Here is a 25,447-nt window from a genome sequence, read left to right as displayed (position 1 = left end):
ACATCGGCGGCGCGGCGCGCTTTTCTGGCCGGTGTCGATGCTGGCGCGTAGCTGGGCGCACGGCCTCACTCGGTGTGCGGCGGAGTCTCCTCCATGGCTCTGGTGTCGCGGGGCGGCAGGAAGGGTTCCCGGTCGGCTGGTTCGCCGGCCGCGACGCTGCGGCCGCGGGCAAGCTCGGCGTCGAACTCGGCGCCGAGCAGGATCGCGATGTTGGACAGCCACAGCCAGATGAGGAACACCACGACGGCTGCCAGCGAACCGTAGGTCTTGTTGTAGGAGCCGAAGTTCGCCACGTACGCGCCGAACCCCCCGGAGGCGACCAGCCAGACCAGGATGGCGAGCAGGCTGCCCGGGGTCAGCCAGCGGAAGCGTGGCTGCCGCACGTTGGGCGCGGCCCAGTACAGCACCGCGATGGCCAGGCTGACCAGCAGCACGATCACCGGCCACTTGGCGACGTTCCACACCGCGACCACGGTCGTGCCCAGCCCGAGCGCCCGCCCCGCGGCGTCGGCGAGGCCGCCGGTGAACACCACGCCGGTCGCGCACAGCCCCAGCAGCACGATCATCGACAGGGTCAGCACCACGCGCAGCACGGTGACCTTCCACAGCGGCCGGCCCTCCTCGACGTCGTAGATGACGTTGCAGGCGCGGGTGAACGCGCCGAGGTAACCGGATGCGCTCCACAGCGCGACCACGACGCCGACGATGCCGGCCACGCCGGCCAGGCTCTGGCTGCCCTGGACCTGCCGCACGATGGTGCCGGCGACGTCACCGGCCGGGCCGGGCGCGATCTGCCGGACGTAGCCCAGCAGGCCCTGGGTCGTGCCCGGGCCGAGGAGACCGAGCACCGCGGTGAGCACGATGATCGCGGGAAACAGGGACAGCACGCCGTAATAGGTCAGTGCCGCCGCCCAGTCGATCATGTTGTCCCGCTGGAACTCGCGCCGGGTGCGTTTCAACGCACCCCACCACTGGCTGCCGGGCAGCTTCCTCGGTGTCTCCGGCGGCCGGCGCTGGCCGGGCACGGTCGCCGCACCCGCCTCGCGGCGGGCGGATGCCCGGCGGGCCCGGCGCGTCGAGTGTCGTGGGCTCACGGCATACCCCTGACCGTCACCTGTCGGTGGGCCACCTGCCGGCGACCTTGCTGAACGCCACCGCGCCGGCCCGGTCGACGGCGGCTTTCACCAGGCCGAAGACCGCGCCCTCGAGCATCGCGGCGAGCAGCACCTCGCGCCAGCCGTACTCCTGCCGGGTGGCCGTCGGCGTCTCCTCCTCGCCGGTGACCAGCCGCCACAGCCGCTTGAACAGCGCGCCCGCGGTGAGCCCGCCGAGCACGCTGAACAGCATCCCGAACGGCTTGTAGAGCAGCTTCGTCATGGTTCCTCCCGGGCGGGAGCCGGCGACCTTCGTCCCCGGAGGGTTACCCGGGCGCGCCGGGCCCATACGCCCGGCGTGCCCGGCGCATGATCAGTGGACGCCGCCGGCGCCGTGGTTGCGCAGCGAGCGGCCGGGAAGGGCGCCGGTGCGCACCCCGTCCCGCACCACCGGCACGCCGTTGACCAGCACGTGCGGGATGCCCGCCGGCAGCCTGCCCGGCTGGTCGAACGTGGCGGTGTCGGCGACCGTCTCCGGGTCGAACAGCACGAGGTCGGCGGCGTACCCCTCGCGGATCAGGCCGCGGTCGGCCAGCCGCAGCCGGCGGGCCGCCCGGCCGGTGAGGTGCGCGACGCACTCCTCCAGGCCGAGCACGCCCAGCTCGCGCACGTACCGGGCGAGGTACCGGGGAAACGTGCCCCACGCCCGGGGGTGTGGCCGTTCCCCGACGAGCAGGCCGTCGCTGCCGGCGGTGTGCGCCGGGTGCCGCATGATGGTGCGCACGTTGTCCTCGTGACCGACGTGCATCAGGCAGGAGGTGCCCAACCGCTCCGCGACGAGCACGTCGAAGTACAGCTCCGCGGGCGCCCGCCCGGCCCGGCGCGCGGCCTCGGCGACGGTAAGTCCGACCAGGTGCGCCTGTTCCGCTCGGCGGACACCGCTGATCTGGATCGTCGCCCAGTCCACCGGCACACCGTGGCAGCCGTCGGACCCCGTCTCCTCCAGTTCCACGCGCAGCCGCTGCCGGGTGGCCGGGTCCGCCAGCCGCGCCACCGTGGCGTCGACCCCACCGGCCGCGGCCCAGCTCGGCAGCAACGCGGACAGGTAGGTGGCGCCGGGCAGGTAGGGATAGCTGTCCAGGCTGACGTCGCAGCCGCCGGCGATCGCGCCGTCCAGCAGGGCGAGCAGGTCACCGGCGCGGCCGGCGTTCACCGGGAAGTTCATCGTGGCGTGCGCGAGGTGCAGCGGGCAGCCGGACCGCCGGGACACCTCGATCATTTCCGCGTACGCGTCCAGTGCGCCCGCGCCGTAGCTGCGGTGGTGCGGGCAGTAGTAGCCGTGCCGGGCGGCGACCACCTCGCACAGGGCGACCAGCTCGCCGGTGTCGGCGTACATGCCGGGGGTGTAGGTCAGCCCGGAGGACATGCCGACCGCGCCCTCGGCCAGACCCTGGTCCAGGAGGCCGCGCATGGCGTCCACTTCGGACGGTGTGGCGGGCCGGTCGTCCCAGCCGACGCACACCGCGCGCAGCGTGCCCTGCGGCACCAGGTAGGCCGCGTTCACCGCGATGCCGGCGTCCAGTCGGTCCAGGTACTCGCCGACCGTGCGCCAGTCCCAGGCGAAGCCCGGCGGGTCGCCGTTCCAGCCGACCAACTGCTCGCGCAGCGCGGCGAGCACGGCGCCGTCCACCGGGGCGTAGGACAGGCCGTCCTGGCCGAGCACCTCCAGGGTCACGCCCTGGCACACCTTGGCCTCGTGCCCCGGGTTGGCCAGCAGTTGCAGGTCAGAATGGGCATGCATGTCGATGAACCCGGGCGCGAGCACCAGCCCGTCGGCGTCCACTACCCGGCGGCCACCCAGCCGGCGGCGCCGGTCCACCTCGGCGATGCGGCCCTCGGCGACTCCCACGTCCGCGAGGAACGCGGGCGCGCCGGTGCCGTCGATCACCCGGGCACCGCGGAAGACGACGTCCACGGCCACCTCCCGCGGTGCCTAGAAGAACGTGCGGATCAGATCCACCACGGTGCTGCCGCGCACCATGGGGACGAGCTGCCACTTGTCGAACACCGTGCACGGGTGCGACAGCCCCAGGCCCACCCAGTCGCCGACCTCGACCGCCGTCCCCCCGGCCAGGTCGAGGAAGGCGTGCTGGTCGTTCAGCGCGGTCACCCGGCAGCCGGTGATCGGCCGCACCGTCCCCTCGGCGTCGCGGACGAGTTGCGGCTCGGGCAGTCCCTCGTCGAAGGAGACGTCCCGCTTGCCCGCGGTGAGCAGCGCCAGTCCCGGCTCGGGCCGCGAGGTGACCTGCGCCCAGGCCCGCAGCGCCGGCCGGAACGGGGTGTCCGTGGTGGACCGGGCGAGCGGGGAGATGCCGCGGTAGAAGCCGTCGTCATGGGTGAGGTAGGCGCCGCCGCGCAGCACGCCGAGCACGGGCAGCCCGTCCGGCCACGGTCCGGTCAGCGCGTCGGCGACCCGGTCGAAGAACGCGCTGCCGCCCGCGGTCACGATCACCCGGTCGACGTCGAACAGGCCGGCGCCGGCCAGCCGCACGGTCAGCGACCGCATGCCGGCGAGGAAATCGTCCACCGTGGACAGTGCGGCGGGGCCGGCGTCGTGGGCGAGCGCGCCCTCGTAGCCGGCCACCCCAACCAGCCGCAGCGCCGGGCTGTCCCGCACGGTCCTGGCCACCGCCAGCGCCTCGTCCTGGTCGCGGGCGCCGGTTCGGCCGCCCGGCGCACCCAGTTCCACCAGCACGTCCACCGGGCGGGCGGCGCCGGCCGCGGTGAGCGCGTCGGTCATCAGCCGGACGCCGGCCACGGTGTCCACCCAGCAGGCGAACTCGAAGTCCGGGTCGCGGTCCAGCTCGGCGGCCAGCCAGCGCAGCGCGGCCGGGTCGACGAGCTGGTTCGCCAGCAGCACCCGGCTCACCCCGAACGCCCGGTACACCCGGAGCTGGCTGGCGTTCGCCGCGGTGATCGCCCAGGCGCCGTGGTCGAGCTGGGCGGCGAACAGTTGCGGCGCCATGGTGGTCTTGCCGTGCGGTGCCAGGGCCAGCCCCCGCCCGGCGCACCAGCCGGCCATCGTGCGCAGGTTGTGCTCGACCGCGTCGGCGTCCAGCACGAGCAGCGGGCCGACGAAGCCGTCGGCGAAGACGTCCAGCGCCCGGTCCGCCACCTCGCCGATCGTGGCGCCGAAGGTGGCCGCGGGCATGCCCTTGAACCGCCAGTCGACCCGCTCCACGCGGATCGCGGCGAGTGCGTCCCGGTTGATGGTCGCCGGCCGCACCGCACCACCCTCCGTTGCATATTACGCAATGACCGTTGCGTGATGTGATGAGGGGCTGTGTAGCATGGCCGCGCTCCGCCGTCAACGCCGCGCACCACGGCTGCCGGCGGCCACGTTCGGAGGGGTGCATGGGGATCGAGGAGCCGGGCGCTCCGGAGGTGCTGTGCGTGGGGGAGACCATGGCGGTGCTGATGCCGGGCGAGCCCGGGCCGGCACACCGGGTACGCGCCTGGACTAGGACGGTCGGCGGCGCGGAGTCCAACGTGGCCTGCCATCTCGCCGGGCTGGGGGTGCGCAGCGCCTGGCTGTCCGCGGTCGGCGACGACGCGTTCGGCCGTGCCGTGGTGGACGCGGTGCGCGCGGCCGGCGTGGACGTCCGTGGCGTTCGGGTCGATCCGCTGCGGCCCACCGGGCTGTACGTCAAGGAGAGCGCGGTGTCCGGCAGCCGGGTGCGCTACTACCGCCGCGGTTCGGCCGCGGCCGCGCTCGGCCCCGAGGTGCTGGACGGCGTCGACCTGGCTGGCGTGCGGCTGGTCCACGTCACCGGGATCACCGCGGCACTGTCCGACAGTTGCCTGCGGCTGCTGCGCGCCCTGCTCGGCCCGCGCCGGCACCTGGTGTCCTTCGACGTCAACTGGCGGCCGGCGCTGTGGGCCGACGAGCACGCCGCGGACCGCGGCCTCGACCCGGCCGAGGTGCTCCGCGACCTGGCCGACGCCGCGGACGTCGTGCTGGTCGGCGCGGACGAGGCGGAGCGGGTGTGGGGCACCGCCGACCCGGACGCGCTGCGCGCGCTGCTGCCGCACCCGCGCACCGTGGTGGTCAAGCGGGACGCCGAGGGCGCCACCCTGATCGAGGGCGGCGCCACGGTGTTCGAACCGTCGCTGCGGGTGGACGTGGTGGAGCCGATCGGCGCGGGCGACGCCTTCGCCGCCGGGTTCCTCGCCGCCACGCTCGCCGGCCACGACGCGCGGCGGCGGCTGCGCGCGGGGCACCTACGGGCGGCCGCCACCCTGCTCACCCGGCACGACGTCGGCGAGCCGCTGCCCGAGGCGACGGTGACCCGGCTGCTCAGCTGCGACGAGCGCACCTGGGCCGCGGCCCGGATCACCCTGGACGGAGCGCTCCGGTGAGCCAGAGCCTGGACCGCGGGCTGATCCTGCTCGGTGAGCTGTCCCGGCGGGGGCCGCGCACGCTGGACGAGCTGGCCCGGGCGCTCGGGGTGCACAAGACCACGGCGCTGCGGCTGCTGCGCACGCTGGAGGCGCACCGGTTCGTCCGCCGCGAGGAACCGAGGCACTACCGGCTCGGCAGCGCCCTGTTCGACCTGGCCAACCAGGCGCTGGAGGAGCGCGACGTGCGGCGGGCGGCGGAACCGGCGCTGCGCGAGCTGAACGCCGCCACCGGCCATACCGTGCACCTGGCCAGCTACGAGGGCGGCGAGGCGATCTACATCGACAAGTTCGACGGCCGGCACCCGGTGCGGATGTACTCCCGGGTCGGCCGGCGCGCCCCGCTGCACTGCACCGCCGTGGGGAAGGTGCTGCTCGCCGCGCTGCCCGCCGGCGAACTCGACGCCGTGCTGGCCACGATGGAGTTCCCCCGGCTCACCGAGCACACCATCACCGACCCGCGGCGGTACCGTGCCGAGCTGAGCCGCGTTCGGGAGCGGGGCTACGCGGTGGACGACGCCGAGCACGAGGACTTCGTGCACTGCATCGCCGCACCGGTGCGGGGCGCCGGCGGCCGGGTGCTCGCCGCCGTGTCCCTCTCCGTGCCCCGCGTGCTGCTCGACCTCGACGGTCTGCTCGGCCTCGTGCCGGAGCTGCTGCGGGCCGCCGCCATGGCGTCCGCCGAGTGCGGCTACCCGACAACCGACACCCCCGAAGGATGAACGGAGCGTTCATGCCGAAGACCGCCGTCGTTCCCCAGGCCTCCGCCGTCGTCGCCGGTGTGCCGCTGTCGCCAGGCGTGCGCAAGGGCAACATCCTCCAAGTCTCCGGGCAGATCGCGATCGACCCGGCCACCGGCGAGACGGTCGGCGGCACCGTCGCCGAGCAGACCAGGCAGGCGATGCGCAACGTCGTCGCCGTGCTCGAGGCGGGCGGGGCCACCATGGACGACGTGGTGATGCTGCGGGTGTACCTCACCGACACCGCGCACTTCGCCGAGATGAACGCCGCCTACGCGGAGTTCCTCACCGAGCCGATGCCCGCCCGCACCACCGTCTACGTCGGCCTGCCGCCCGGGAAGCTGGTCGAGATCGACGCCATGGCCGTCCTGGACGGCTGACGGCTCGGTGCCTGCTCCGCGAACGCGCGCCGCGATCGCGTCCCCCCGGGCGCGAGACGGACATGGCGCTCCGGTTGTGCCCGACGAGGTGCCCCGCCCCCGCGATCGCGAGGCTACGCCCTGGCGCGTTCCCGTGCTCGCCATCGCGGGTCGGTCCGGTTCCGGAACAGGCTGTCAGTACACCGGACCGGTGAACTTCTCGCCGGGGCCCTGGCCTGGCGGGTCCGGGTAGGTGGAGCCCTCCCGGAACGCCCGCTGCAGCGCCTGCAGGCCGTCCCGCAGCGGGCCGGCGTGCGGCCCCAGGTATTCGGCCGACGCGGTGACCAGGCCGGCCAGCGCGGTGATCAGCCGCCGGGCCTCGTCCAGGTCGCGGCCGGCGGCCGAGCCGGGGTCCTCCTCGGCCAGCCCCAGCCGCTCGGCGGCGGCCGACATGAGCATGACCGCGGCCCTGCTGATGACTTCCACGCTCGGGACGTCGGCCAGCTCCCGGACGTCGGGGCGGCCGCGGCCGGGGTCGTCGGGCTCGGCGCGCCGTGCCGCTGCGTCGCTGGAGGAGTTCACGGCCTGCTACCATGTCATGTGCGACCAGTCCCCGCGCGTGCGGGGGCGGCAAGAGGAGCCCCGCTCCCACCCGAGTCGCCGCCTAGGCGGCCGGGTCCGGTCCCGCCGGTGGCGTTCACGCCTTCCGGCGGCGGTCCGGCGCGCTGGCGCCGGCTGATCGGTAGGAAGTGCGGGTCCCGCGTGCCACCACGGTACCGGGGCCTTTTTCCTTGCCGGGGCACACGAGCCGCGTGGCCGCGCACAACCGTTTCCGGAACTGGAGGAGGCGCTATCAGCCCCGAGCCGCGCATCAACGACCGCATCCGGGTGTCGGAGGTCCGTTTGGTGGGGCCAAACGGCGAGCAGGTCGGCATCGTCCGCATCGATGACGCGCTCCGACTCGCCCAGGAGGCGGATCTCGACCTCGTCGAGGTCGCCCCGCAGGCGCGCCCGCCCGTCTGCAAGCTCATGGACTACGGCAAGTTCAAGTACGAGAGCGCGCAGAAGGCCCGCGAGGCACGCCGCAACCAGCAGCTCACGGTCATCAAGGAGCAGAAGCTCCGCCCCAAGATCGACCCACACGACTACGAGACGAAGAAGGGCCACGTCTCCCGCTTCCTCTCGCACGGTAACAAGGTCAAGGTCACGATCATGTTCCGTGGTCGTGAGCAGTCTCGGCCGGAGCTCGGCTACCGGCTGCTCCAGCGGCTCGCGGACGACGTCGCCGAACTCGGCTTCGTCGAGACCGCGCCCAAGCAGGACGGTCGCAACATGGTCATGGTGCTGGCGCCGCACAAGAAGGCCCGGCCGAAGTCGGCCGCCAAGGCCGAGAGCGAGTGACCCGCCGGGCCCTGCCGGCACCGACGGCCGGCGAGCGCGCCCGGTGAGACCGCCCGGTGTGACCACCGGGTGAGATCGAGATGGACGCCCGGCTGCCGCCGCGCGGGCGGCGGCAGCCCGAGACGAGGGACAACCATGCCCAAGAACAAGACGCACAGCGGGATGTCGAAGCGCATCAAGATCACCGGCAGGGGCCGGTTGCTGCACGAGCGCGCCGGGCGCCGGCACCTGCTGGAGAAGAAGCCCAGCAAGAAGACCCGCCGCCTCGCCGGCACCGACGACGTCGCCCGGAGCGACGTGCGGCAGGCGAGGAAGCTGCTCGGCCGCTGACGGCCCACCCCGAGGCGCCCGCCGACCGGCGGCCCGCCCATCGGATCCCAGGACCCATGCCCACCGGGGCACCACCCGAAGCCCCCTTGAGATCGACAGGACGGACCCGTGGCACGCGTCAAGCGGGCGGTCAACGCCCAGAAGAAGCGCCGCACGACCCTCGAGCTGGCCAGCGGCTACCGCGGGCAGCGCTCGCGGCTGTACCGCAAGGCCAAGGAGCAGATGCTCCACTCGCTCAACTACGCCTACCGGGACCGCCGCGCCCGTAAAGGTGACTTCCGGCAGCTGTGGATCACCCGGATCAACGCCGCGGCACGGCAGAACGGCCTCACCTACAACCGGTTCATCCAGGGCCTGAAGGCCGCCGGGGTGGAGGTCGACCGGAAGATCCTCGCCGACCTCGCCGTCACCGACCCGAGCGCGTTCACCGCGCTGGTCGAGCTGGCCCGGACCAACGTCCCGGCGGGGGCACAGGGCTGAGCACCGCACGCGCATCGCGACCCGGGGCCGCGCCGTACACGGAGCGGACTCCCCGGGTCGCCGCCGCGCGCGGCCTGACCAGGCGGACCGGCCGGGACAAGGCCGGCCGGTTCCTCGCCGAGGGCGTCCAGGCCGTCCGGGAGGCCCTGGCGTGGGCCGCGGCGGGCCGGGGCCGGGTGCACGAGATGTTCGTCACCGAGCCGGCCGCCGCCCGGCACCGCGACCTGCTGGCCGCCGCCGAGGCGGCCGGGGTGCTGGTGAGCACGGTCACCGAGCGGGCCGCCGCCGGGCTGTCCGAGACGGTCACCCCGCAGGGGATCGTCGCGGTGTGCGACCCGGTGGACGTGCCGCTGGCCGAGGCGCTGCGGGGCCACCCCCGGCTGGTCGCCGTGCTGGTCGGAGTGGCCGACCCGGGCAACGCCGGCACCGTGCTGCGGGTGGCCGACGCCGCCGGCGCGGACGCGGTGGTCTTCGCCGGGGACAGCGTCGACCCGCACAACGGCAAGTGCGTCCGGGCCTCCACCGGCAGCCTGTTCCACCCGTCGGTGGCCCGCTGCCGCGACGTCGGGACGGTGCTGGCCGCCGCCCAGGCCGCCGGGCTGCGGCGGCTCGCCGCGGACGGGCATGCCGAGCGTCACCTGGACGCCGCCGAGGACGCCGGTGACCTGGCCCGGCCCACGGCGTGGGTGTTCGGCAGCGAGGCGCACGGGCTGCCCGGCGACGTGCTCGCCGCCGTGGACGGCGCCCTGCGGGTGCCCATCTACGGTGCGGCGGAGAGCCTGAACCTGGCGACCGCGGCGGCCGTGTGCCTCTACGCCAGCGCGCGGGCGCAGCGCCGTGGCACCGGCCGGGCCGGCGCCGACAACCGATCACGAGCATCCTGACCAGCACCGACCAGCACCGACAACAACAGGGCTGGCGGAACGGCGGCCCCGCTGATCACCTAGGATCGGCGTGTTGCCCGTGCGCCGTGGCTGCTCGACAAGCCCCCGGTCGCGGGTCGCCGCAGCGGCCGTCCGCACACAGGAGTCGTCTCAAGTCATGTCCGCAGCCAACGACGAATACGACCCCAAGGAGGTCGCGGCGCTCGCGCCGGAGACCCTGCAGAACGCGGTCGGGGAGGCCCGGAAGGCGTTCGCCGCCGCGGCCGACCTGGACGCGCTCGTCGCTGCCAAGCCGGCCCACCTCGGCGAGCGCTCCCCGCTGCTGACCGCGCGCCGCGAGATCGGCGCGTTGCCGCCGGCCGCGCGGTCCGAGGCGGGCAAGCGGGTCAACGAGGCACGCGCGGAGATCCAGACCGCCTTCGACGAGCGCCGCGCCGAGTTGCAGGCCGAGCGGGACACCAGGGTGCTGCGGGACGAGGCGGTGGACGTCAGCCTGCCCTGGGACCGCGTGCCGCGCGGCGCCCGGCACCCGATCACCGCGCTCTCCGAGCGGGTCGCCGACGTGTTCGTCGGGATGGGGTACGAGGTCGCCGAGGGACCCGAGGTGGAGACCGAGTGGTTCAACTTCGACGCGCTGAACTTCGGCAAGGACCACCCGGCCCGCACCATGCAGGACAGCTTCTACGTCGCCCCGGAGAACTCGGGCCTGGTGCTGCGCACGCACACCTCCCCGGTGCAGATCCGGGCGCTGCTGGAGCGTGAGCTGCCGGTCTACGTGGTCTGCCCGGGCCGCACCTTCCGCACCGACGAGCTGGACGCCACGCATACTCCGGTGTTCCACCAGGTCGAGGGCCTGGCGGTGGACCGGGGGATCACCATGGCCCACCTCAAGGGCACCCTGGACCTGTTCGCCCGCGCGATGTTCGGCGAGCGGACCCGCACCCGGCTGCGCCCGTCGTTCTTCCCGTTCACCGAGCCCTCCGCCGAGGTGGACGTGTGGTTCGAGAACCGCAAGGGCGGCGCCGGCTGGGTCGAGTGGGGCGGCTGCGGCATGGTCAACCCGAACGTGCTGCGCGCCTGCGGCGTCGACCCCGAGGTGTACTCCGGCTTCGCCTTCGGCATGGGCCTGGAGCGCACCCTGCAGTTCCGCTCCGGTCTTGCCGACATGCGGGACATGGTCGAGGGCGACGTCCGCTTCACCCTGCCCTTCGGAACGGAGGCCTGAACCGTGCGCGTTCCCGTTTCCTGGCTGCTCGAGCACGTCGACGTCAGCGACCTCGACGAGGAGATCACCGCCGAGCAACTGGCCGACGCGTTCGTGCGGATCGGGCTGGAGGTGGAGGAGGTCCAGCCGCTCGGCGACATCACCGGACCGCTCGTGGTCGGCCGGGTCGCCGAGATCGAGGAGCTGACCGGATTCAAGAAGCCGATCCGGTACTGCCAGGTGGAGACCGGTGACGAGGTGCGCGGCATCGTCTGCGGCGCGACCAACTTCGTCGAGGGCGACCTGGTCCCGGTCGCGCTGCCCGGCGCGGTGCTGCCCGGCGGGTTCGCCATCTCCGCCCGCAAGACCTACGGCCGGGTCAGCGAGGGGATGATCTGCTCCGCGCGCGAGCTGGGCCTCGGCGAGGACCACAGCGGCATCCTGGTGCTGGAGAGCGGGGTGGCCGACCCCGGTGACGACGCCAGGGAGTTCCTCGGCCTGGACGACACGGTGATCGAGCTGGCGCCCACCGCGGACCGCGGCTACTGCTTCTCCGTGCGCGGTCTGGCCCGCGAGCTGGCCTGTGCGCTGGAGGTGCCCTACGGCGACCCGGCCGTGCTGGACGTGCCCGCCGCCGAGGGCGATGCGTGGCCGCTGACCATCGAGGACCCGGAGGGCTGCCGCCGGTTCGTGTTCCGCAGGGTCACCGGGGTGGACCCGACCGCGCCCACCCCGTGGTTCATCCGGCGCCGACTGATGCTCGCCGGCATCCGCTCCATCTCGCTGGCCGTGGACGTCACCAACTACGTGATGCTGGAGATGGGCCAGCCGCTGCACGCCTTCGACGCGGAGAAGCTCACCGGCGACCTCACCGTTCGCCGCGCCAAGGCCGGCGAGAAGCTGACCACCCTGGACGACGTGCAGCGCGAGCTGGACCCGGACGACATCGTCATCTGCGACGAGACCGGCCCGATCTCGCTCGCCGGGGTGATGGGCGGGGCCACCACCGAGATCGGCGAGAAGACCACCGACGTGCTGCTCGAGGCGGCGAACTGGCACCCGCCGTCGATCGCCAGGATGGTGCGCCGGCACAAGCTGCCCAGCGAGGCGTCCAGGCGGTTCGAGCGGGGCGTCGACCCGGCGCTGCCGCCGGCCGCGCTGGAGCGAGCCGCGCGGCTGCTGCGCCAGTACGGCGAGGGCAGCATCCACCCCGGCCGCACCGACGTCGGCGTGCCCGAACTGCCCGAGCCGGTGACCATGCCGATCGACCTGCCGGACCGGGTCGCCGGGGTGCGCTACCAGCGCGGGGTCACCGCGCGCCGGCTCGGCCAGATCGGCTGCCGGGTCGAGGTCGGCACCACCGACGACGGCACCACGATCGTCACCGTGGTCCCGCCCACCTGGCGCTCCGACCTCCACCAGCCCGCCGACCTGGTGGAGGAGGTGCTGCGGCTGGAGGGCTACGACACCATCCCGTCGGAGCTGCCGCCGGCCCCGCCCGGCCGGGGGCTCACCGAGGTGCAGCGGCGCCGCCGCACGGTGTCCCGCGCGCTGGCCGAGGCCGGCTACGTCGAGGTGCTGCCCTTCCCGTTCGTCTCGCCGGCCACCTGGGACGCCTTCGGGCTGGACGGCGAGGACGTCCGGCGGGACACCGTCGGGCTGCTCAACCCGCTGGACGCCGAGCGCGACCGGCTGACCACCACGCTGCTGCCCGGCCTGCTGGACGCCCTGGCGCGCAACGTCTCCCGCGGGCAGCGCGACTTGGCGCTGTACCACATCGGCCAGGTGGTGCTGCCGCGCAGCGAGCAGGTCCCGGTGCCCGAACTCGGGGTCAGCCGGCGGCCCTCGGACGCCGAGGTGGCCACCCTGCTCGCCGCGCTGCCGCAGCAGCCGCTGCACGTCGCCGTGGTGCTGGCCGGGCACCGCGAGCGTCCCGGCTGGTGGGGACCCGGCCGCGAGGCGAACTGGGCGGACGCCGTGCAGGCCGCCCGCCTGGCCGCGGACGCGTACGGCGTCGAGCTGAACGTGGTGACCGGCGACCTGCCGCCGTGGCACCCGGGCCGGTGCGCCGAGCTGCGGGTCGGCGACTGGCCGGTGGGGCACGCCGGCGAGCTGCACCCCAAGGTGGTGGAGGCGCTCGGCCTGCCCAAGCGCACCTGCGCCATGGAACTGGACCTGGACGCGCTGCCGCTGCGGGAGCGGCGGCCCGCCCCGGCGATCTCGCCCTACCCACCGGTGCTGCTGGACGTGGCCCTGGTGGTGGACCGGGAGGTGCCGGCCGCCGAGGTGGCCGCCGCGCTCCGCGCCGGAGCCGGCGACCTGCTGGAGGACGTGCAGCTCTTCGACGTCTACACCGGCGAACAGATCGGCGAGGGCAAGCGGTCGCTGGCCTACTCGCTGCGCATGCGTGCCCCGGACCGCACGCTCACCGTGGCGGAGGCCACCGCTGCCCGGGACGCCGCCGTCGCCGCCGCCACCGAACGCTGCGGCGCCACCCTCCGTGGCTGAGCCACGGCGTTGGCCTGGACCGGAACCACGCGCCAACGGGCGGGCACTCCGGAGGGTGTTCCGTCGCTGGCAAGGCATCGCCGGATCTGATGAGATCGTTCGCCAGGCAGATTGCCGAGGTGCGCGAGGCCGTGTCGGCTGGCGCGGATTCCGACCCGTGGCGTGACCGCTTTTGACCGGTGGCGGATTCCTGAGGCCGCTCAATCGGTTCGATTGTTTCAAGGATGTGCTCTACAACCGTTCGGCGCCGGGGCCGCACCGCCGTTCATGCACCCAGCTTGTCTTCGATGCGCTGCACGGCCTTGCGGAGCGAGGCCAGTTCGCGCACGACATCCTTACTGGCGGTCTCGGGGCTGCGGGAGCGTCCAGAGCGGCCTGCCGCACGTACGCGGACAGGGTGAGCCCGGCAGCCTCCGCGCGCTGCTGCACCTTCTCCGCCTCCTCGGGACTGAACCGTACGGAAACCACCCGGCTCAGCCGTGCCGGCGCGACGACCTCGACTTCCTCGCCAACCAGGTCGGGATCGTTGCGATGCTGGTAGTAGAAGTCGGCGGCCTCGGCATCTGTCATCTCATCGGGATGCTTGGTCATGGTCAGACCTCCCACGCGATGATGGGGCGAGCCGTCCGGGTGGCGGGGACCATGCGGGCGCGGCTACGGAAGATAGCCGGCCGTTGCGCGCCTGCCCCGGCGAGGTCCGCGTCCGTGGGCAGACGTGAGTCGGGCACGATCACGTTGATTGAACTTGCATAGTCGTGCATAATCATTCGTATGACGGTTCGGGTCGCGGTCGCCGGAGCGAGTGGCTACGCCGGGGGTGAGCTGCTCCGGCTGTTGCTGGGGCATCCCGAGGTGGAGGTCGGCGCGCTCACCGCGGGCGGGAACGCGGGCACCACGCTGGGCCAGCACCAGCCCCACCTGGTGCCGCTGGCCGACCGGGTGCTCGCGGACACCACGGTGGACGCGCTGGCCGGGCACGAGGTGGTGTTCCTCGCGCTGCCGCACGGCCATTCCGCGGAGATCGCCGCGGCGCTCGGCGACGACGTGCTGGTCGTCGACTGCGGCGCCGACCACCGGCTCACCGACCCGGCGGCCTGGCGGCGCTGGTACGGCGGTGAGCACGCCGGGTCGTGGCCGTACGGGCTGCCCGAACTGCCCGGCGCCCGGGAGAAGCTACGCGGCGCCCGGCGGATCGCGGTACCCGGCTGCTACCCGACCGTGGTCAGCCTGGCGCTGGCCCCGGCGCTGGCGCACGGCCTGGTGGAGCCGAACGCCGTGGTTGTCGCGGTGTCCGGCACCTCGGGTGCCGGCCGCAACCTCAAGCCGCACCTGCTCGGCTCCGAGGTGATGGGCTCGGCCAGCGCCTACGGCGTCGGCGGCACCCACCGGCACACCCCGGAGATCGTGCAGAACCTCAGCGTGGTGGCCGGCCGGCCGGTGTCGGTGTCGTTCACCCCGGTGCTCGCGCCGATGCCGCGCGGCATCCTGGCCACCTGCACCGCGCCCCTCGCGGCGGACCCGGGTGACGTGCGCGCCGCATACGCCACGTGCTACGACGGCGAGCCGTTCGTGCACCTGCTGCCGGAGGGACGCTGGCCCACCACCGGAGCCACCCTCGGCGGCAACGCGGTGCACCTGCAGGTCACCGTCGACCCCGACGCGGGCCGGCTGGTCGCCGTCGCCGCCGTGGACAACCTGACCAAGGGCACCGCCGGTGGTGCCGTCCAGTGCATGAACCTCGCTCTCGGCCTGCCGGAGACCACCGGCCTGTCCACCCTGGGAGTGGCGCCCTGATGCCCGCGCCAAGCCGCGAAACGGTCGCGCGAACTCGCGGAAAGGAAGGCCCCGTGACCATGGTTGCCGAGTCCACAGTAGACCGCGAGTTCGGCGTGACCGCGCCGGCCGGGTTCCGCGCCGCCGGGGTGGCCGCCGGGATCAAGGCGTCCCGCGCCCTCGATCTCGCGCTCGTGGTCAACGACGGGCCCTCGGACACGGCCGCCGCGGTGTTCACCCGCAACCAGGTCAAGGCCGCCCCGGTGCTGTGGTCGCAGCAGGTGCTGGCCGGGCGGCGACTGCGGGCCGTGGTGCTCAACTCCGGTGGCGCCAACGCGTGCACCGGGCCGAAGGGCTTCCAGGACACCCACGCCACCGCGGAGAAGGTCGCGGCCGCGCTGGGTATCGGCGCGATCGACGTCGCGGTGTGCTCCACCGGCCTGATCGGCGAGCTGCTGCCGATGGACGCGGTTCTGTGCGGAGTGGACGCCGCCGCGTCCGCGCTGGACGCCGGCCGGGAGGCCGGGCTCGCCGCCGCCACCGCGGTGATGACCACCGACACGGTGCCCAAGCAGGCCACCCTGCGTCACCCGGACGGCTGGACGGTCGGCGGGTTCGCCAAGGGCGCCGGGATGATCGCGCCGAGCATGGCCACCATGCTCGCGGTGCTCACCACCGACGCCCTGGTGGACGGCGCCACCGCGGACGCCGCGCTGCGCGAGGCGGTGCGCACCACCTTCGACCGGCTGGACATCGACGGATCCATGTCCACCAACGACACCGTGCTGCTACTCGCCTCCGGCGCCTCCGGGGCGCAGCCCGAACCGGCCGAGCTGACCGGCGCGCTCACCGCCGTCTGTGCCGACCTCGCCGCCCAGTTGCAGGCCGACGCCGAGGGCGTCACCAAGGAGATCAACGTCACGGTGCGCGGCGCGGCCAGCGAGGACGACGCCGTGCACGCCGCCCGCACGGTGGCCCGCGACAGCCTGGTGAAAACCGCGCTGTTCGGCTCCGACCCGAACTGGGGCCGGATCGCCGCCGCGGTCGGCTACTCGCCGGCCCGCGTCGACCCGGACCGGCTGGACATCGCGATCAACGGCGTCACTCTGTGCCGGGGCGGGACGTTCGCCACCGATCGGTCCACCGTGGACCTCTCCGGCCGGACCATCGAGGTGGTCGTCGACCTCGGCCTCGGCAGCGGCACCGCCACCATCCTGACCACCGACCTGTCCCACGGCTACGTCGAAGAGAACAGCGCGTACTCGTCATGACCATGACCGAGGATCTGGCGGCCAGCCGCGCGGAGGCGGCGGCGAAGGCGGAGGTGCTCATCGAGGCGCTGCCCTGGTTGCAGCGGTTCCACGGGGCCACGGTGGTCGTCAAGTACGGCGGCAACGCCATGGTGGACGACACGCTCAAGCGGGCCTTCGCCCAGGACATGGTGTTCCTCCGGCTCGTCGGCCTGCGCCCGGTGGTGGTGCACGGCGGAGGACCGCAGATCAGCGCCATGCTGGACCGGCTGGGCATCACCGGTGAGTTCCGCGGCGGCCTGCGGGTCACCACCCCGGAGACCATGGACGTGGTCCGCATGGTGCTGGTCGGCCAGGTCGGCCGGGAGCTGGTCGGGCTGATCAACGCGCACGGCCCGTACGCGGTCGGCATCTCCGGCGAGGACGCGCACCTGTTCACCGCGGCCCGCCGCTCCGCCGTGGTCAACGGCGAGCCGGTGGACGTCGGCCTGGTCGGCGACGTGGTCGCGGTCAACCCGGACGCGGTGCTGGACATCGTGGACGCCGGCCGCATCCCGGTGGTGTCCACCGTGGCCCCGGACGCCGACGGCGTGGTGCACAACGTCAACGCGGACACCGCGGCCGGCGCGCTGGCCGTCGCACTGCGCGCGGAGAAACTGGTCGTGCTCACCGACGTGGAAGGTTTGTACGCCAACTGGCCCGACCCGGCGTCGCTGCTGCACAAGATCCGGGTGGCCGAGCTCGAGCGCATGCTGCCCGGCCTGGCCAGCGGCATGGTGCCGAAGATGGAGGCCTGCCTGCGCGCGGTCCGCGGCGGGGTGCCCGGCGCGCACGTGATCGACGGTCGGCTGGCGCACTCGGTGCTGCTGGAGGTCTTCACCACCCGCGGCGTCGGCACCATGGTGCTGCCGGACGAGGCAACCACAGGGGAGGCGGGCGAATGACCGACCTGGCACACGCGGTGGCGTCCAACATGGACGGTCAGCGGCGCTGGCAGGGCGCGCTGATGAACAACTACGGCACCCCGCGGCTCACCCTGGTGCGCGGCGAGGGTGCCGAGGTGTGGGACGCCGAGGGCAACCGCTACCTCGACCTGCTCGCCGGCATCGCGGTGAACATCCTCGGCCACGCCCACCCCGCGGTGGTCCGGGCGGTCACCGAGCAGATCGGCACCATCACGCACACCTCGAACCTGTACATCAACTCCCCCGCGCTGGAACTCGCCGAGGCACTGCTCGACCTGCTCGGCGCCACCGGCAACGGCAGGGTGCTGTTCGTCAACTCCGGCGCCGAGGCCAACGAGGCCGCGTTCAAGATCGCCCGGCTCACCGGCAGGTCCAAGGTCGTCGCCTGCGAGAACGCCTTCCACGGCCGCACCATGGGCGCGCTCGCGCTCACCGGCCAGCCCGGCAAGCGCACCCCGTTCGAGCCGCTGGTCCCCGGCGTGCACCACGTGCCGTTCGGCGACGTCGCCGCACTCGAGGCCGCGGTGGACGCCGACACCGCCGCGGTGTTCCTCGAGCCGATCCTCGGCGAGGGCGGCGTGATCCCCGCCCCGGACGGCTACCTGCACGCCGCCCGCGAGATCACCGCCCGGGCCGGGGCGCTGCTAGCGGTGGACGAGGTGCAGACCGGGCTCGGGCGCACCGGCACGTGGTTCGCCTTCCAGCAGGCCGGCATCACCCCGGACGTGGTCACCCTGGCCAAGGGGATGGGGGCCGGGCTGCCGCTGGGCGCGTGCATCGGCCTCGGCCGCGCCGGCGAGCTGCTGCAGCCCGGCCAGCACGGCACCACCTTCGGCGGCAACCCGGTGTGCTGCGCCGCCGGACTCGCCGTGCTGCGCACCATCGCCGCCGACGGCCTCGCCGACCACGCCGCGGCGCTGGGCAAGGAGATCGCCTCCGGCGTGGCGGAACTGCGGCACCCGCTGGTCGCCGGGGTGCGCGGCGCCGGCCTGCTGCTCGGCATCGCGCTGCGCAAACCGGTCTCCGCCGCGGTGGCCGCCGCCGCCACCAGGGCCGGCTACCTGGTCAACCCGGTCCAGCCGGACGCCATCCGGCTCGCCCCGCCGCTGGTCGTCGACCGCGAGCAGGTGCGGGCCTTCCTCACCGACCTGCCCGCCGTGCTGGACGCCGGCGGAGACCCGGAGGGCTGACATGCCACGCCACTTCCTGCGCGACGACGACCTCACCCCGGGCGAGCAGCTTGCCGTGCTCGACCTGGCCGACGCCATGAAGAAGGACCCGTACAGCCACCGGCCGCTGGCCGGCCCCCAGGGCGTCGCGGTGATCTTCGAGAAGAACTCCACCCGCACCCGGGTGTCCTTCGAGGTCGGCATCGCCCAGCTCGGCGGCCACCCGGTGGTGGTGGACGGGCGGATGATGCAGCTCGGCCGGGAGGAGACCATCGAGGACACCTCCCGGGTGCTCAGCCGCTACGTGCAGGCGGTGGTGTGGCGGACGTTCGCACAGGCCCGGATGGACGCGATGGCCTCGGTGTCCCGGGTGCCGGTAATCAACGCGTTGACCGACGAGTTCCACCCCTGCCAGGTGCTCGCCGAGCTGCAGACCATTCGGGAGCGGCACGGCCGGCTGGCCGGGCTGACGCTCACCTACCTCGGCGACGGCGGCAACAACATGGCGCACTCGCTGCTGCTCGGCGGCACCACCGCCGGCCTCCACGTGCGGATCGCCGCCCCGGCCGGGTTCAGCCCGCTGCCCTGGGTGCTGGACGCGGCGCGGAAGCGGGCCGCCGAGACCGGCGGGTCGGTGGACGTGCTCACCGACCCGGTGGCCAGTGTGGCCGGCGCCGACGTGCTGGTCACCGACACCTGGACGTCGATGGGCCAGGAGAACGACGGCCGGGACCGGGTCAACCCGTTCCGCCCGTTCCAGCTCAACGCGGAGCTGCTGGCGAAGACCGGCACCAGCACCACGGTGCTGCACTGCCTGCCCGCGCACCGCGGCATGGAGATCACCGACGAGGTGATCGACGGTCCGGCCAGCGCCGTCTGGGACGAGGCGGAGAACCGGCTGCACGCGCAGAAGGCGCTGCTCACCTGGCTACTGGAACGGGGGTGACCACGATGACGATCTCGCCACCACGCGGCGGGGCCAACGGCGCCGCCACCCGGGCCGCGCGGCAGGCCCGGATCGTCCAGCTCCTCTCCCAGCGGGCGGTGCACAGCCAGGCCGAGCTGGCCAAGCTGCTGGCCGCCGAGGGCATCGAGGTCACCCAGGCCACCCTGTCCCGGGACCTGGACGAGCTGGGCGCGGTCAAGCTGCGCGGCGCGGACGGCGGCACCCCGGTGTACGTGATCCCCGAGGACGGCAGCCCGGTCCGCGGGGTGGAGGGCGGCACCACCCGGCTGGCCCGGCTGCTCGGCGAGCTGCTGGTGTCCGCCGACTTCTCCGGCAACCTCGCCGTGCTGCGCACCCCGCCCGGCGCGGCGCACTTCCTGGCCAGCGCCCTGGACCGGGCGGCGCTGCACGACATCGTCGGCACCATCGCCGGCGACGACACGATCCTGGTCGTGGCCAGGGAACCCCTCACCGGCGCGGACCTCGCCGAGCGGCTGACCGCGCTGGCCTCCGGCAACCACAGCATCAAGGGAGAAAGTCATGAGTGACCGGGTCGTGCTCGCCTACTCCGGTGGGCTGGACACGTCGGTGGCGATCGGCTGGATCGCCGAGGAAACCGGCGCCGAGGTGGTCGCCGTGGCCGTGGATGTCGGCCAGGGCGGCGAGGACCTGGAGACCATCCGCAAGCGGGCGCTGGCCTGCGGCGCGGTGGACGCCGTCGTCGCCGACGCCCGCGACGAGTTCGCCGAGCAGTACTGCCTGCCGGCGATGCGGGCCAACGCGCTCTACATGGACCGCTACCCGCTGGTCTCCGCGCTGTCCCGGCCGCTGATCGTCAAGCACCTGGTGAAGGCCGCCAAGTACCACAACGCCACAGCGGTGGCGCACGGCTGCACCGGCAAGGGCAACGACCAGGTCCGCTTCGAGGTCGGCATCGGCGCGCTCGCCCCCGACCTGAAGGTGATCGCCCCGGTCCGCGACTACGCGTGGACCCGGGAGAAGGCCATCGCCTGGGCCGAGCGGCGCGACCTGCCCATCGACGTGAACAAGAAGTCGCCGTACTCGATCGACCAGAACGTCTGGGGCCGGGCCGTGGAGACCGGCTTCCTGGAGGACATTTGGAACGCGCCGATCGAGGACGTCTACTCCTACACCGCCGATCCCGCTGTCCCGCGCGACCGGGACGAGGTGGTCGTCACCTTCGACAAGGGCGTGCCGGTGGCCATCGACGGCGAGACCGTCACCCCGCTGCAGGCCATCCAGGAACTCAACCGGCGGGCCGGGGCGCAGGGCGTCGGCCGGCTGGACATGGTCGAGGACCGGCTGGTCGGCATCAAGAGCCGGGAGATCTACGAGGCGCCCGGCGCCATCGCACTGATCACCGCCCACCAGGAACTGGAGAGCGTCACCGTCGAGCGCGACCTGGCCCGGTTCAAGCGGCAGGTGGAGCAGCGCTGGTCCGAACTCGTCTACGACGGCCTGTGGTTCTCCCCGCTCAAGGACGCCCTCGACGCCTTCGTCGACCGCACCCAGGAGCACGTCTCCGGCGAGATCCGCATGGTGCTGCACGGCGGGCGCGCGGTGGTCACCGGCCGGCGCAGCGAGCGGTCCCTGTACGACTTCAACCTGGCCACCTACGACGAGGGCGACACCTTCGACCAGTCGCTGGCCAAGGGCTTCGTGCAGCTCTGGGGCCTGCCCAGCAAGATCGCCGCCAAGCGGGACCAGCAGCACGGCGCCTGAACCACGGAGGACCTCCTGTGGCAGACAACAACGGCGGCGGGGTGTCGCTGTGGGGCGGCCGGTTCGCCTCCGGGCCGGCCGAGGCGATGGCCGCGCTCTCCGCATCCACCCACTTCGACTGGCGGCTGGCGCGCTACGACATCGCCGGCTCCCGGGCGCACGCCCGGGTGCTGCACCGCGCCGGCCTGCTCACCGCCGACGAACTCGACGGCATGCTCAAGGCGCTGGACGCCCTGGAGGCCGACGTGGTGTCCGGGGCGTTCACCCCGACCGTCGCCGACGAGGACGTGCACACCGCGCTGGAACGCGGCCTGATCGAGCGGGCCGGCCCGTCGCTGGGCGGCAAGCTGCGCGCCGGCCGGTCCCGCAACGACCAGGTGGCCACCCAGTTCCGGATGTGGCTGCGGGACGCCGCCCGCCGGGTCGTCGCCGGGACACTGGACGTGGTGGACGCGCTCGTCGCGCAGGCGAAGGCTCACCCGGACGCGGTGCTGCCCGGCCGCACCCACCTGCAGCACGCCCAGCCGGTGCTGCTGGCCCACCACCTGCTCGCGCACGGCCAGGCGCTGCTGCGGGACGTGGCCCGGCTGCGCGACTGGGACACGAGGGCCGCGGTCTCCCCGTACGGCTCCGGCGCGCTCGCCGGGTCCTCGCTCGGCCTGGACCCGGCCGCAGTGGCCGAGGAACTCGGCTTCGACGCGCCGGTGGAGAACTCCATCGACGGCACCGCGTCCCGGGACTTCGCCGCCGAGGCGGCGTTCTGCCTGGCCATGCTTGGCGTGGACCTGTCGCGGATCGCCGAGGAGGTGATCGTCTGGACCACCGCCGAGTTCCGCTACGCGGTGCTGGACGACGCCTGGGCCACCGGCAGCTCGATCATGCCGCAGAAGAAGAACCCGGACGTCGCCGAGCTGGCCCGGGGCAAGTCCGGCCGGCTCATCGGCAACCTCACCGGCCTGCTGGCCACGCTGAAGGCCCAGCCGCTGGCGTACAACCGGGACCTGCAGGAGGACAAGGAGCCGCTGTTCGACTCCGTCGAGCAACTCGAACTGCTGCTGCCCGCGATGGCCGGGATGCTCGGCACGCTGCGGTTCGACACCGAGCGGATGGCCGCCTGGGCGCCCGAGGGGTACACCCTGGCCACCGACGTGGCCGAGTGGCTGGTCCGCCAGGGCGTGCCGTTCCGGGTGGCGCACGAGGCAGCCGGCGCGTGCGTGCGACTGGCCGAGGAGCGCGGCGTCGGGCTGGACGAGCTGACCGACGAGGACCTGACCCGGTGCTCGCCGCACCTGCGCCCCGAGGTGCGTACCGTGCTGACCGTCCCCGGTTCGATCTCCTCCCGCAACGCGTACGGTGGGACGGCGCCGCGCCGGGTCGCCGAGCAGCTCGACCGGTTGACCGCCCGGGTCCGCGACCACCGCGCCTGGGCGGAGACCACCGTGCGGCCTAACGCGTGAGCCGATGACCAGGCCGGGGAGAGGCGGGGGTGTGCGCATGACGACCGCGCGGCGGTTGCTCACCGAGTCCGACCTGTCGCCCGACCCGCTGGTGGTGGCGCCCGCACTGCTCGGCACGGTGCTGGAGAGCGAGACCCCGGACGGCGTGGTCGGGGTCCGGCTGGTCGAGGTGGAGGCGTACCGGGGGCTGGACGACCCGGCGTCGCACTCCTACCGCGGCCGCACCCCGCGCAACGAGGTGATGTGGGGGCCCGCCGGGCGGCTGTACGTGTACTTCATCTACGGCATGCACTTCTGCGCCAATGTGGTGTGCCTCACCGACGGGGTGCCCGGCGCCGTGCTGCTGCGCGCCGGCGAGGTGGTGGAGGGGCTGGAACTGGCCCGCGCCCGACGGCCGTCCTCCCGCAGCGACAACGAGCTGGCCAAGGGGCCGGCCCGGCTCACCGGCGTGCTCGGCCTGGAGCGCGGGCACAACGGCGTGGACCTGACCGACCCGGCCTCGCCGGTGCGGCTGCTCGCCGGCGACCCGGTGCCCGCGGGGTCGATCCGCACCGGCCCCCGGGTCGGTGTGGCCACCGCCATCGAGGTGCCGTGGCGGTACTGGGTGGCCGGCTCGCCGGCCGTGACGACCTACCGCCGGGGCACGAAGCGGCGTGGGCGGACCCCGCCGGCCCGCCCGCAAACGCGTTGACCTGGTAGGAGAAGATTTCAGGCGTGAGTGAGCACATTCTCGACGAGCTGAGCTGGCGTGGACTGATCGCCCAGTCCACCGACCTGGACGCGCTGCGCCGCGACCTCGACGCCGGCGGGCCACTCACGCTGTATTCCGGCTTCGACCCCACCGCGGCCAGCCTGCACGCCGGGAACCTCGTGCCGCTGCTCATGCTGCGCCGGTTCCAGGAGGCCGGGCACCGGCCGATCGTGCTGGCCGGCGGCGCCACCGGGCTGATCGGCGACCCGAGGGAGACCGGGGAGCGCACACTGAACGCCGCCGATGTGGTCGCCGAGTGGGCCGAGCGGGTCGGCGGCCAGCTCGCCCGGTTCGTCGACTTCGACGACTCGCCGACCGGCGCGCTCGCGGTGAACAACCTGGAGTGGACCGGCGAGCAGCGGGTGCTCGACTTCCTCCGGGACATCGGCAAGCACTTCTCGGTGAACGTCATGCTCGCCCGGGAGACCGTCAAACGGCGGCTGGACGGCGAGGGCATGTCCTACACCGAGTTCAGCTACCTGCTCCTGCAGTCCCAGGACTACCTGCACCTGTACCGCAAGTACGGGTGCAAGCTGCAGATCGGCGGGTCCGACCAGTGGGGCAACATCGTCGGTGGGGTGGACCTCATCCGCCGGATGGACGGCGCCACCGTGCACGCGCTGACCGCGCCGCTGGTCACCGACGCGGAGGGCCGCAAGTTCGGCAAGTCCACCGGCGGCGGCAACATGTGGCTGGACGCGGCGATGACCTCGCCGTACGCCTGGTTCCAGTACTTCATCAACGTCGCGGACGCGGACATCGGCCGGTTCCTGCGGCTGTTCACCTTCCTGCCCCGCGAGGAGATCGAGGAACTGGAACGCACCACGGCGGAGAAGCCGCAGCTGCGCGCCGGGCAGCGCCGGCTGGCCGAGGAGCTGACCACGATGGTGCACGGCGAGCAGGAGACCCGGCGGGTGATCGCCGCCAGCCAGGCCCTGTTCGGCCGTGGTGAGCTCCGAGACCTCGACCCCGGCACACTGGACGCCGCCATGGCGGAGGCGCCCACCGCGTCGGTGCGGATGGCCGACCAGCCGACCATCGTCGACCTGCTGGTGTCCACTGGCCTCGCACCCAGCAGGGGTGCGGCGCGCCGCACTGTCAACGAGGGTGGCGCGTACGTGAACAACGAGAAGGTCGCGGACGAGTCGTGGCAGCCCCGCCGGGAGGACCTGCTGCACGGCCGGTGGCTGGTGCTCCGCCGTGGCAAGCGCAACACCGCCGGGGTCCGCGTCCAGGTGTGACCCCGGGTTCCACCCACCGGCGGCCGGTCGCGCGGGGATGCGCGGCCGGCCGCCGGTGTTGTACGGACAGGTCGCGGAGGCCATGCGGCCGCCGGTGAGCCCACCGGAACAACGCCCAATGACCAGGGAAAACGCATTGTCACCGCCATTTAGACGTGGCGCGCGTCACACTGCGGTCCGGGCGGTGGTGAGCTAGCGTGGGCACTGCGCGACGCGAACGCCGCTTGACCTGCGGATTCGCGTAACGGTCCGGCCATGCCTGGCGTGTTGACCAGCGGATTTGACTTCGGTGATCCGGACGCGTAACTTTTTCTTCGTCAGCGCGGAACGGACCGCCGAGCCGAAAGGCCGGGCGGGTCGGGCGCGACAGGGGGTCCCCGCGAAGCTCCACAAAGTGTGGTGTAGAGTGGTGACCACCGGGACGGAAACCGGGGCGAACGGCACCGATGGAGCCGATTTGACCGGGAAGATCCGGACCGGGTAGCCTAGAAAAGTCTTCCGGGACGAACTCGGGACCTCGACCCGTGGGGGTCGATTTGGACCGGGTGTACCGTACCGGGTAAGCTCGACAAAGTGAATTGGACCTGAGGGTCTGTGCGCCCCGGATCGGGCCTGCGGTTGTGGGTTTCGTGGTGGTGTGCGTGTGTTCTTTGAGAACTCAACAGCGTGTCGTAATGCCAGTAGCTTGATATGC

At 73.3% G+C, this 25,447-nt stretch carries 25 protein-coding genes; 19 read left to right on the top strand and 6 right to left on the bottom strand.

Going from position 1 to position 25,447, the window contains the following annotated elements:
- Window positions 1–65: 65 nt before the first annotated feature.
- The 4 genes from FFT21_RS12960 to FFT21_RS12945 all read right to left on the bottom strand — a co-directional run bounded on the left by FFT21_RS12960 (window position 66) and on the right by FFT21_RS12945 (window position 4,380).
- A complete protein-coding gene (locus FFT21_RS12960; protein WP_137814097.1) occupies window positions 66–1,094 on the bottom strand; it encodes a YihY/virulence factor BrkB family protein in 1,029 nt (342 codons plus the stop codon).
- 16 nt (window positions 1,095–1,110) lie between these two features.
- The gene (locus FFT21_RS12955; RefSeq protein WP_137814096.1) at window positions 1,111–1,377 is read right to left on the bottom strand and encodes a DUF4235 domain-containing protein; all 267 of its coding nucleotides are present in this window, start codon (window positions 1,375–1,377) and stop codon (window positions 1,111–1,113) included.
- 90 nt (window positions 1,378–1,467) lie between these two features.
- Window positions 1,468–3,069 (bottom strand): N-acyl-D-amino-acid deacylase family protein, encoded by a 1,602-nt coding sequence (locus FFT21_RS12950; RefSeq protein WP_137814095.1) that lies wholly within the window; start codon window positions 3,067–3,069, stop codon window positions 1,468–1,470.
- Between the two features lie 18 nt (window positions 3,070–3,087).
- Window positions 3,088–4,380, bottom strand: a complete 1,293-nt coding sequence (locus FFT21_RS12945) for an amino acid deaminase (RefSeq protein ID WP_225978360.1) — start codon at window positions 4,378–4,380, stop codon at window positions 3,088–3,090.
- A gap of 128 nt (window positions 4,381–4,508) precedes the next feature.
- Here FFT21_RS12945 and FFT21_RS12940 point away from each other — a divergent pair, with 128 nt between their 5' ends.
- From FFT21_RS12940 to FFT21_RS12930, 3 genes are read left to right on the top strand one after another with little or no spacing between them, the layout of a single operon-like run.
- Entirely contained in the window at window positions 4,509–5,513 is a 1,005-nt protein-coding gene (locus FFT21_RS12940; protein WP_137814094.1) for a sugar kinase, read from the top strand.
- Window positions 5,510–6,274 carry an IclR family transcriptional regulator gene (locus tag FFT21_RS12935; protein WP_137814093.1) on the top strand — a complete coding sequence of 255 codons (765 nt, stop codon included), beginning with the start codon at window positions 5,510–5,512 and terminating at the stop codon, window positions 6,272–6,274. The genes FFT21_RS12940 and FFT21_RS12935 overlap by 4 nt, the downstream gene beginning before the upstream one ends.
- Window positions 6,275–6,285: 11 nt before the next feature.
- Window positions 6,286–6,672: a RidA family protein gene (locus tag FFT21_RS12930; RefSeq protein WP_137814092.1), complete on the top strand. Its 387-nt coding sequence runs from the start codon at window positions 6,286–6,288 to the stop codon at window positions 6,670–6,672.
- A gap of 174 nt (window positions 6,673–6,846) precedes the next feature.
- Here FFT21_RS12930 and FFT21_RS12925 read toward each other — a convergent pair whose 3' ends face one another.
- Window positions 6,847–7,155 (bottom strand): DUF1844 domain-containing protein, encoded by a 309-nt coding sequence (locus FFT21_RS12925; RefSeq protein WP_137814193.1) that lies wholly within the window; start codon window positions 7,153–7,155, stop codon window positions 6,847–6,849.
- 348 nt (window positions 7,156–7,503) lie between these two features.
- Between FFT21_RS12925 and infC the strand changes: the two genes are divergently transcribed.
- From infC to pheT, 6 genes are all read left to right on the top strand, one after another.
- Window positions 7,504–8,052 (top strand): translation initiation factor IF-3, encoded by a 549-nt coding sequence (gene infC / locus FFT21_RS12920; RefSeq protein WP_137814192.1) that lies wholly within the window; start codon window positions 7,504–7,506, stop codon window positions 8,050–8,052.
- Window positions 8,053–8,187: 135 nt separating this feature from the next.
- On the top strand, window positions 8,188–8,382 hold the full coding sequence (gene rpmI, locus FFT21_RS12915) for a 50S ribosomal protein L35 (protein WP_137814091.1): 195 nt from the start codon (window positions 8,188–8,190) through the stop codon (window positions 8,380–8,382).
- A gap of 108 nt (window positions 8,383–8,490) precedes the next feature.
- Window positions 8,491–8,862 (top strand): 50S ribosomal protein L20, encoded by a 372-nt coding sequence (rplT, locus tag FFT21_RS12910; protein WP_137814090.1) that lies wholly within the window; start codon window positions 8,491–8,493, stop codon window positions 8,860–8,862.
- Window positions 8,859–9,746 (top strand): TrmH family RNA methyltransferase, encoded by an 888-nt coding sequence (locus tag FFT21_RS12905; RefSeq protein ID WP_137814191.1) that lies wholly within the window; start codon window positions 8,859–8,861, stop codon window positions 9,744–9,746. The genes rplT and FFT21_RS12905 overlap by 4 nt, the downstream gene beginning before the upstream one ends.
- 157 nt (window positions 9,747–9,903) lie before the next feature.
- Window positions 9,904–10,971, top strand: a complete 1,068-nt coding sequence (gene pheS / locus FFT21_RS12900) for a phenylalanine--tRNA ligase subunit alpha (RefSeq protein ID WP_137814089.1) — start codon at window positions 9,904–9,906, stop codon at window positions 10,969–10,971.
- A gap of 3 nt (window positions 10,972–10,974) precedes the next feature.
- Entirely contained in the window at window positions 10,975–13,458 is a 2,484-nt protein-coding gene (gene pheT, locus FFT21_RS12895) for a phenylalanine--tRNA ligase subunit beta (protein ID WP_137814088.1), read from the top strand.
- A gap of 231 nt (window positions 13,459–13,689) precedes the next feature.
- Here pheT and FFT21_RS12890 read toward each other — a convergent pair whose 3' ends face one another.
- A complete protein-coding gene (locus FFT21_RS12890; RefSeq protein WP_137814087.1) occupies window positions 13,690–14,049 on the bottom strand; it encodes a plasmid mobilization protein in 360 nt (119 codons plus the stop codon).
- Between the two features lie 180 nt (window positions 14,050–14,229).
- Here FFT21_RS12890 and argC point away from each other — a divergent pair, with 180 nt between their 5' ends.
- From argC to tyrS, 10 genes are read left to right on the top strand one after another with little or no spacing between them, the layout of a single operon-like run.
- Entirely contained in the window at window positions 14,230–15,252 is a 1,023-nt protein-coding gene (gene argC / locus FFT21_RS12885) for an N-acetyl-gamma-glutamyl-phosphate reductase (RefSeq protein ID WP_137814086.1), read from the top strand.
- Window positions 15,253–15,311: 59 nt separating this feature from the next.
- Window positions 15,312–16,502: a bifunctional glutamate N-acetyltransferase/amino-acid acetyltransferase ArgJ gene (gene argJ / locus FFT21_RS12880; RefSeq protein ID WP_137814190.1), complete on the top strand. Its 1,191-nt coding sequence runs from the start codon at window positions 15,312–15,314 to the stop codon at window positions 16,500–16,502.
- Window positions 16,499–17,425: an acetylglutamate kinase gene (gene argB / locus FFT21_RS12875; RefSeq protein ID WP_137814085.1), complete on the top strand. Its 927-nt coding sequence runs from the start codon at window positions 16,499–16,501 to the stop codon at window positions 17,423–17,425. The genes argJ and argB overlap by 4 nt, the downstream gene beginning before the upstream one ends.
- On the top strand, window positions 17,422–18,636 hold the full coding sequence (locus FFT21_RS12870; RefSeq protein WP_137814084.1) for an acetylornithine transaminase: 1,215 nt from the start codon (window positions 17,422–17,424) through the stop codon (window positions 18,634–18,636). The genes argB and FFT21_RS12870 overlap by 4 nt, the downstream gene beginning before the upstream one ends.
- A 1-nt stretch (window position 18,637) precedes the next feature.
- Window positions 18,638–19,561, top strand: coding sequence for an ornithine carbamoyltransferase (gene argF, locus FFT21_RS12865; protein ID WP_137814083.1), 924 nt, complete (start codon window positions 18,638–18,640; stop codon window positions 19,559–19,561).
- 5 nt (window positions 19,562–19,566) lie between these two features.
- Complete coding sequence (locus FFT21_RS12860) at window positions 19,567–20,109, top strand: arginine repressor (RefSeq protein WP_137814082.1); 543 nt, start codon at window positions 19,567–19,569, stop codon at window positions 20,107–20,109.
- Window positions 20,102–21,304 (top strand): argininosuccinate synthase, encoded by a 1,203-nt coding sequence (locus FFT21_RS12855; RefSeq protein ID WP_137814081.1) that lies wholly within the window; start codon window positions 20,102–20,104, stop codon window positions 21,302–21,304. The genes FFT21_RS12860 and FFT21_RS12855 overlap by 8 nt, the downstream gene beginning before the upstream one ends.
- A 17-nt stretch (window positions 21,305–21,321) precedes the next feature.
- Complete coding sequence (argH, locus tag FFT21_RS12850) at window positions 21,322–22,761, top strand: argininosuccinate lyase (RefSeq protein ID WP_137814080.1); 1,440 nt, start codon at window positions 21,322–21,324, stop codon at window positions 22,759–22,761.
- Between the two features lie 37 nt (window positions 22,762–22,798).
- On the top strand, window positions 22,799–23,452 hold the full coding sequence (locus FFT21_RS12845; RefSeq protein WP_137814079.1) for a DNA-3-methyladenine glycosylase: 654 nt from the start codon (window positions 22,799–22,801) through the stop codon (window positions 23,450–23,452).
- A 23-nt stretch (window positions 23,453–23,475) separates the two neighbouring features.
- Window positions 23,476–24,753 (top strand): tyrosine--tRNA ligase, encoded by a 1,278-nt coding sequence (tyrS, locus tag FFT21_RS12840; RefSeq protein WP_137814078.1) that lies wholly within the window; start codon window positions 23,476–23,478, stop codon window positions 24,751–24,753.
- Window positions 24,754–25,447: the final 694 nt, after the last annotated feature.

This window comes from Gandjariella thermophila (assembly GCF_005405885.1).
In the GTDB taxonomy this organism is placed as follows: Bacteria; Actinomycetota; Actinomycetes; order Mycobacteriales; family Pseudonocardiaceae; genus Gandjariella; species Gandjariella thermophila.
The sequence above is the reverse complement of the archived record's forward strand: the minus strand, read 5'-3'. Positions and strand labels throughout refer to the sequence as shown.

Bases quoted from the DNA above. Each gene is read 5' to 3' on its own strand.
- FFT21_RS12955 (WP_137814096.1), bottom strand. From the start codon at position 1,377: ATGACGAAGCTGCTCTACAAGCCGTTCGGGATGCTGTTCAGCGTGCTC.
- FFT21_RS12940 (WP_137814094.1), top strand. From the start codon at position 4,509: ATGGGGATCGAGGAGCCGGGCGCTCCGGAGGTGCTGTGCGTGGGGGAG.
- FFT21_RS12930 (WP_137814092.1), top strand. From the start codon at position 6,286: ATGCCGAAGACCGCCGTCGTTCCCCAGGCCTCCGCCGTCGTCGCCGGT.
- rpmI (WP_137814091.1), top strand. From the start codon at position 8,188: ATGCCCAAGAACAAGACGCACAGCGGGATGTCGAAGCGCATCAAGATC.
- pheS (WP_137814089.1), top strand. From the start codon at position 9,904: ATGTCCGCAGCCAACGACGAATACGACCCCAAGGAGGTCGCGGCGCTC.
- FFT21_RS12890 (WP_137814087.1), bottom strand. From the start codon at position 14,049: ATGACCAAGCATCCCGATGAGATGACAGATGCCGAGGCCGCCGACTTC.
- argC (WP_137814086.1), top strand. From the start codon at position 14,230: ATGACGGTTCGGGTCGCGGTCGCCGGAGCGAGTGGCTACGCCGGGGGT.
- argJ (WP_137814190.1), top strand. From the start codon at position 15,312: ATGGTTGCCGAGTCCACAGTAGACCGCGAGTTCGGCGTGACCGCGCCG.
- argB (WP_137814085.1), top strand. From the start codon at position 16,499: ATGACCATGACCGAGGATCTGGCGGCCAGCCGCGCGGAGGCGGCGGCG.
- FFT21_RS12870 (WP_137814084.1), top strand. From the start codon at position 17,422: ATGACCGACCTGGCACACGCGGTGGCGTCCAACATGGACGGTCAGCGG.
- argF (WP_137814083.1), top strand. From the start codon at position 18,638: ATGCCACGCCACTTCCTGCGCGACGACGACCTCACCCCGGGCGAGCAG.
- FFT21_RS12860 (WP_137814082.1), top strand. From the start codon at position 19,567: ATGACGATCTCGCCACCACGCGGCGGGGCCAACGGCGCCGCCACCCGG.
- FFT21_RS12855 (WP_137814081.1), top strand. From the start codon at position 20,102: ATGAGTGACCGGGTCGTGCTCGCCTACTCCGGTGGGCTGGACACGTCG.
- FFT21_RS12845 (WP_137814079.1), top strand. From the start codon at position 22,799: ATGACGACCGCGCGGCGGTTGCTCACCGAGTCCGACCTGTCGCCCGAC.